General features: G+C 61.0%; 8 protein-coding genes. 7 read left to right on the top strand and 1 reads right to left on the bottom strand.

The features are described 5' to 3' along the window. Positions 1-131 precede the first annotated feature (131 nt). The 3 genes from GPT33_RS15765 to GPT33_RS15755 all read left to right on the top strand — a co-directional run bounded on the left by GPT33_RS15765 (position 132) and on the right by GPT33_RS15755 (position 1,336). Positions 132-443: a rhd_2599 family sulfurtransferase gene (locus GPT33_RS15765; protein ID WP_296810695.1), complete on the top strand. Its 312-nt coding sequence runs from the start codon at positions 132-134 to the stop codon at positions 441-443. Between the two features lie 118 nt (positions 444-561). After that, positions 562-792 carry a sulfurtransferase TusA family protein gene (locus GPT33_RS15760; protein WP_120799473.1) on the top strand — a complete coding sequence of 77 codons (231 nt, stop codon included), beginning with the start codon at positions 562-564 and terminating at the stop codon, positions 790-792. A gap of 64 nt (positions 793-856) precedes the next feature. Beyond that, on the top strand, positions 857-1,336 hold the full coding sequence (locus tag GPT33_RS15755) for a DsrE/DsrF/DrsH-like family protein (RefSeq protein ID WP_296810693.1): 480 nt from the start codon (positions 857-859) through the stop codon (positions 1,334-1,336). Between the two features lie 324 nt (positions 1,337-1,660). On the opposite strand, the gene GPT33_RS15750 is transcribed toward GPT33_RS15755, so the two are convergent. Continuing rightward, positions 1,661-2,950, bottom strand: a complete 1,290-nt coding sequence (locus tag GPT33_RS15750; protein ID WP_296810690.1) for a porin — start codon at positions 2,948-2,950, stop codon at positions 1,661-1,663. A 240-nt stretch (positions 2,951-3,190) separates the two neighbouring features. On the opposite strand from GPT33_RS15750, the gene GPT33_RS15745 reads away from it, so the two are divergent. The 4 genes from GPT33_RS15745 to GPT33_RS15730 form a co-directional block, all read left to right on the top strand. Further along, positions 3,191-4,093: a LysR substrate-binding domain-containing protein gene (locus GPT33_RS15745; RefSeq protein WP_296810687.1), complete on the top strand. Its 903-nt coding sequence runs from the start codon at positions 3,191-3,193 to the stop codon at positions 4,091-4,093. 115 nt (positions 4,094-4,208) lie between these two features. After that, complete coding sequence (locus GPT33_RS15740; protein WP_296810685.1) at positions 4,209-4,589, top strand: hypothetical protein; 381 nt, start codon at positions 4,209-4,211, stop codon at positions 4,587-4,589. Positions 4,590-4,599: 10 nt separating this feature from the next. Beyond that, entirely contained in the window at positions 4,600-5,670 is a 1,071-nt protein-coding gene (locus GPT33_RS15735; RefSeq protein ID WP_296810683.1) for an AI-2E family transporter, read from the top strand. Between the two features lie 52 nt (positions 5,671-5,722). After that, a partial coding sequence (locus GPT33_RS15730; RefSeq protein ID WP_296810681.1) for a trypsin-like peptidase domain-containing protein occupies positions 5,723-6,343 on the top strand: 621 nt, incomplete at its 3' end.

Genomic DNA, 6,343 nt, shown 5'->3' with positions numbered 1-6,343 from the left:
CCCGGACGTCTTGAAAGATCGGAAGGAAATCCATGGTCATCTCGGTTTCGTATGGCCCGTAAGGGTCGTTGAGTTGGCCGTCAAAAGTCCTTAATATACTTAAATACTTAGGTTTGTGGTAGGACAACGATGTGATCAACGAGATCGACTCCGAATCTCTGCACGGCAGGATCGCGAGCGGCGAGGATGTGCTGCTGGTGGACATCCGTACGCCCGCGGAGGTCGCGCAAGGCGCTATCCCCGATGCCATGCAGCTGCCCATGCACCTGATCCCGATTCGAATCAGCGAGTTGCCTAAGGATCGGGATGTGGTGCTCTATTGCCGCAGCGGTGCACGGTCGTATCAGGCCTGTGCCTACATGATGCAGCAGGGCTACGACCGCGTTCTGAATCTGCGGGGCGGCATCATCGCCTGGGCCCGTCACGGCTACCCGATCGCATGAGCCGTTGCGCCTCCGGGAGGCAGCTCTCGGCGCCTTGCCTTTTTGGCCTGTTTCGCCTATAAAACCGAATTCTTGTGTCTACTGATATTCTAAAACAGCACCCGACCGGAGGTACTCCATGGCAGACTTTGACCAAGAGCTCGACGCCAGCGGCCTGAATTGCCCGCTCCCGATTTTACGCGCGAAGAAGACGCTGAACGCGATGGATTCCGGCCAGGTGCTGCACGTCGTCGCCACCGATCCGGGTTCCGTCAAGGACTTCGATGCCTTCGCCAAGCAGACCGGCAACGAGCTGATGGAGTCGAAGGAAGATGGCGGGAAATTCCACTTCCTGATCAAGAAGGGCTGACGGCCCGGGCCGTCCCGCTCAAACGAATCAACCCGCGCGCCGATCGACCCGCGAGGAGGACACGATGGAAGAAAAGAAACTCGCCATTATCGCCACTAAGGGCTCTCTCGATTGGGCCTACCCGCCCTTTATCCTCGCCTCGACCGCATCCGCGCTCGGGTACGAGACACAGATCTTCTTCACCTTCTACGGGCTACAGCTTCTGAAGAAGAAACTCGCCCTCGAGGTGACCCCGCTCGGCAACCCCGGCATGCCTATGCCGATGGGCATGGACAAGTGGTTCCCCGTCCTGGGTCTGACATTGCCCGGTATGCAGGGCATGATGACCTCGATGATGAAGAAGAAGATGAAGGACAAGGGCGTAGCCAGCGTCGAAGAGTTGCGGGATCTCTGCCAAGAGGCCGAGGTCAAGCTGATCGCCTGTCAGATGACGGTCGACCTCTTCGACATGAACACAGCCGAGTTCATCGACGGTATCGAGTATGCGGGTGCCGCAGCCTTCTTTGAGTTTGCGGGCGAAAGCGACATCTGTCTCTACATCTGAAGCGCTTCGCCTACGCTGCGCGGGTCTCGCTTCGAGCTTGGCCCGGGACGCTGCGGCGGAATGCCGGGTTTGTAGCGAAAAACGCCGCCCTCGGGGCGGCGTTTTTCGTATGGTCTTTTCTGAATTGACGCGCGAGCGTCGCGGCATCGTCAAGATATCCGCGCCGATCCGCGTCCGTCGGTATGTCAAGGGTGACCCCGGCTTTGGGCTTAAGGTTCTTGTTTTTTATCATCCTGAACCGCGTCAGCTCCGGCGTGCGTGGCCTCGGCCGTCGCCGATTCAAGGTAGCCACTGTGCATGCCGCTCCAGACGCGGTTCAGCGGCTCAGAAGACCTTGACGATCTCGAGTCCGATAAGGTGGGCGTCCATCTCGTAATCGCCATCGAGCGCATCCGTGCCGTTGATGTCTCCGCCGCGATACGGGGTGCTGCTTCGGATCGTGCGATCATTCGCTTTGACGTACATGTATCCTGCTTCGATCGACAGCCCGTCGCCGAGCAGATGCGCCACACCGATGCCGAAAAGGTGCCGGTCGTTGTCGGGGACGCGCGCGCTGAAGTGGGCGTCATCCTGCCCGGTCTCGTCGTAGGAGTAGCCGAACCGAAGCTGCGTGTCCGGTCGGATTTGGTAAGTGACGCCGAGGCGGTACGCATTGGTGTCGTTCCAGTCGTTCGTATCGGTGAAGATGGTCTCCCCCGTGCGCGTGCCTTCGACCTCGAGCTTGCTGAACCTACTCCAGCCCGTGCGCGTCCAGTCGAGCTCGACGGCCCAGGCTTCGGTGATGGCGTAGCGAACGCCCAGTTGCAGGCGCCAAGGCAAGTCGACGTCGACCTCTGCGTCCTGTGCGGGCGGGAGTCGACCGATCGCCACGAGGGTTCGGCTCAAGGGTTGGTAATCCCCTTCGAGGCCGACGGTTGCGCTTGAGCGAAAGGCGGCGCCGAAGCTCCATGCCTCGTAGCGATACAGTGCGCTCAGGTTGAAACCGACATCGGCTCCGTCGCCGCTGAGTCGTCCTGCGGTCGAATCGAGCTGGGCGTTTTTCACCCAGTAGATATCCAAGCCGCCGGATAGGCTGAGATTGTCGTTGACGCGATAGGCGACCGTCGGCGAGAAGTCGAGGATCTCGAGCTTGCTTGCAGTGGGCTGTCCGCGCGGCACGTTCGGGTCCAGCGGCGGCGGAACCGGTATGCGCACGGTGCCGCTCAGGGCGGGGAAGGTGCCGTCCTTCCAGCGTGTCTCGAGCCCGAAAGGCGCTGTTATCCCCAGTCCGATGCGCCAATCCTCGTTGACCCGCAGTGCCGCCTGAATCATCGGGGCTGCTGTCCAGTCCGCGCCTTGGCTGTCGTGTTGCCCCGAGGCGGTCCGGACGGCGAAGTTGGGGCCGATTAGAATCGTGCCCAGAGCGACGCTCGAGGCGTCATGAAATCCCATCGCGGCCGGATTGTAGGCGAAGGCACCGGTCTCTTCGGGATTCGCGACCAGGGCATTCGCCAGTCCGATGCCGGCCGTCGACGCCTCCGGGAGGGAAAAGCCCGCGGCGAGCGATTCGCCGGCAGAGACGAATGCTCCGGCAGCGATGGCGGCCGCAATCGCACGAGCGATCTGTCGATTCATGCAGGTAGCTCCTCGTCGTGTCGCTATCCGTTGTTTTTCTGCGCCGCACTTTAGGCGAAGATGCCACATTTATCCAGAGGTTGTTGCGAATAAATTTCGTGACTGCGATCAACCCGCATGCCTGTGTTTCCGGTCTCCGTTTCACCGGCAACCAAACACCGCGCACAGCTACCCGCGCGTCCCGTGATTGTGATATAAAACGGTCTTATTTCGCTGTCGTCATCTCGACGTGGTCTCCGGATGGCAGATCGCAGGCTCCAGGTTTTTCATACAGTCGCTCGGCTGCTGAGCTTCACGAAGGCGGCCGAAGTGCTGCATATGACGCAGCCGGCCGTCACCTTTCAGGTGCGACAGTTGGAGGAGCACTTCAACACGCGCCTGTTCGACCGGACGCACAACCGAATCAGCCTGACGGATGCGGGCAAGACCGTGTTCGCCTCGGCGGATCGCATCTTCGAACTCTATTCCGAGATGGAAAACGCGGTTCGCGAGATCACCGGCGAGATCAGCGGCGCGCTGGCGATCGGTGCGAGCACGACCATCGCCGAATACATGCTCCCGACCCTCCTTGGCGATTTCAAGGAACGCTATCCGGATGTCACCATCCACCTCAAGGTGTCCAACAGCGATGGGATCGTCTCGATGGTGGAGAACAACGCCATCGATCTCGGGGTGGTCGAGGCTCCTGTCGGAAACAAGAACCTCGTCGTCGAGCATTGCAAGCGCGATCAACTCTTTGCCATCGTGCCCCCGGGACATCCCCTTGCCGGTTCCGAGATGGTCACCTTCGAGCAGCTCCTCGAGTATCCCTTTATCTGCCGCGAAGAAGGATCGGGAACCCGTGAGGTGATCAACGATTACCTGAACCTGCAACACGACTGTCATTCGGTGCTCAAGGTCTCGATGGAACTGGGAAGCCCCGAGGCGGTGAAAGGCGCCGTCGAGGCCGGCATGGGCGTGTCGGTCGTCTCGGGGGCGACGATTCAGAAAGAGCTCAAGCTGGGCACCCTGGTCGCCCTCAACCTGGATCCGCCGTTGAATCGCCCCTTCTCTTTCGTCCATCAGAAACAGAAGTTTCGACTGCGCGTCATGGAGGAGCTGCTTGAGTTTGCCCGGGCCTACTGCCGTGAGCACGACGACTGACACGCAACCCCGATGGACCTCGTGACGGCCCTTCCTTCGGCGACTGCGGCACCATCGATCGACGGCGGATCGCCCTGGATCCGCCCCCCCGTCTCCCGCTGAGCGTTTCCCCGTGATGAGTCGAATTCAAGGACCGGAGCCGGAGCGGCGCCTCCTACGGTTGTTCCGTGCGCTTGCCGCGGCGGAGCGTGACACCTTGCTCGCATTCGCGGAGTTTCTCGTGCAGCGCGGGACTGCGACGCCGGAGCCCCATCGCGGACCGCGCGAACCCACTCCGGTCCCGCGTCCGAGCACGGAAAGCGTGGTCGCCGCGATCAAGCGTCTGTCGAAGACCTACGCGATGCTCGACCGCGGACCGATGCTCAACGAGACCTCGGCGCTGATGTCCGCGCACGTCCTGCAGGGTCGCTCGGCAAGCGAGGTCATCGACGATCTCGAAGCCTTGTTCGCCCGCCATTACCGCGATTACCGAGCCAAATACCCCCCGGAAGGCTAATTCAGTCCACATGAGAATCGTCGCGAACTGGTTTCGGCGTTATTTTTCCGACCCCCAGATCATTTTCCTGGCCATCCTGCTGCTGATCCTGTTCGCCGTGGTGATTACCATGGGGGGCATGCTCATGCCTGTCTTGGCCAGCATCGTCATCGCCTATTTGCTGGAGGGGCTGGTCGGGCAGCTCGAGCGTCGCGGGTTGCCCCGGTTGGCGAGCGTCTTGGTGGTGTATGTCGCCTTTTTGGTGTTCGTCGCCTTGGTGTTGGTGGGCGTCTTGCCCTCGGTGTCGCTCCAGATCACCGAGCTGGTGCAGCAGCTGCCCTCGATGATCTCGGCCGCGACCACGGCGCTCCTGGATCTGCCCGAGCATTACCCGGAGTTGGTGACCGAGGCCCAGGTCGCCGAGTTGATCGGGGCAATCCGAGCCGAGACCGTGATGTTCGGTCAGCGGGTGCTCTCGTGGTCCCTCGCCAGTGTCGTCGGCATCATCACGATCCTCGTTTATCTCATCCTCATGCCTCTGCTCGTGTTCTTCTTCATGAAGGACAAGGAGCTGATCTTGAGATGGTTTCATCGGTTCCTGCCGACGCATCGCACGATCGTGAACGACATCTGGAGAGATGTCGATCGCCAGATCTCCAACTACGTCAGGGGCAAGGCATGGGAGATCCTGGTCGTCTGGCTGGTCAGCTACGCCACCTTCGTTGCCTTCGGGCTAAAATATGCAATGCTCTTGTCGTTGCTTGTCGGTTTCTCCGTCGTGATTCCCTACATCGGGGCTGCAGTGGTCACGGTACCGGTGTTGTTGGTTGCCTGGTTCCAATGGGGCTGGACTCCGGCCTTTATCTGGCTCGCGGTGGCGTACTTCATCATCCAGGCTCTCGACGGGAATGTCTTGGTGCCCCTGCTGTTCTCCGAGGTGGTGAATCTGCATCCGGTCGCGATCATCGTGGCGATTCTGGTATTCGGCGGGCTCTGGGGCTTCTGGGGCGTATTTTTTGCGATTCCGCTTGCGACCCTGGTCCAGGCCATTCTCACGGCCTGGCCGATCCCGCCCGACGATCCGGGCGACGCGCTCGCTTGAGGCTCGCGCGCTCGGTATACAATCCAAGTCCCTCCAACGCTACGGCGCACCCATGCACGCCTTCGCCCTCAGTCGCTTTCTGTTCTGGTTCGTGATCTTCTTTCTGCTCGCACTCGCGAGCCGGCCGTGGATCGAGGGTGTGTTCATTCGCTACCAAGCCGAGCCGCGCGCGATCATGGCGCGCGGAGAGTTGGCCGCCGACGAGCAGACGACCATCGCGATCTTCGAGTCGGTCAGTCCGTCGGTCGTCTATATCACGACCTCCGGGCGGGTCATGGATCTGATGTCGCGCAATCTCCTGGAGGTTCCTCGCGGCACGGGTTCCGGATTCATGTGGGACCGTCATGGCCACGTCGTGACGAATTATCATGTGGTTGCCGACGTGCAGGCGGCCTATGTCCGGCTCTCCAGTCAGCGCGTCTACGAGGCGGCGTTGGTCGGCGTCAGTCCCGAGCACGATATTGCCGTGCTGCGGATCGACAGCGGGGCCGGCGGGCCACCGCCGGTGGCGATCGGCTCGAGTCAAGACCTCAAAGTGGGGCAGAAGGTCTTTGCGATCGGCAACCCGTTCGGCTTGGACTATTCCCTCACCGGAGGCGTGATCTCGGCGCTCGATCGAACGATTCCCTCGGATGAGGGGCGCAAGATCGAGCATCTGATTCAGACCGATGCG

The sequence above is a fragment of the Thiocapsa sp. genome (assembly GCF_011390875.1).
Taxonomy (GTDB): Bacteria; Pseudomonadota; Gammaproteobacteria; order Chromatiales; family Chromatiaceae; genus Thiocapsa.
This window is presented reverse-complemented; position numbering and strand designations above follow the sequence as displayed.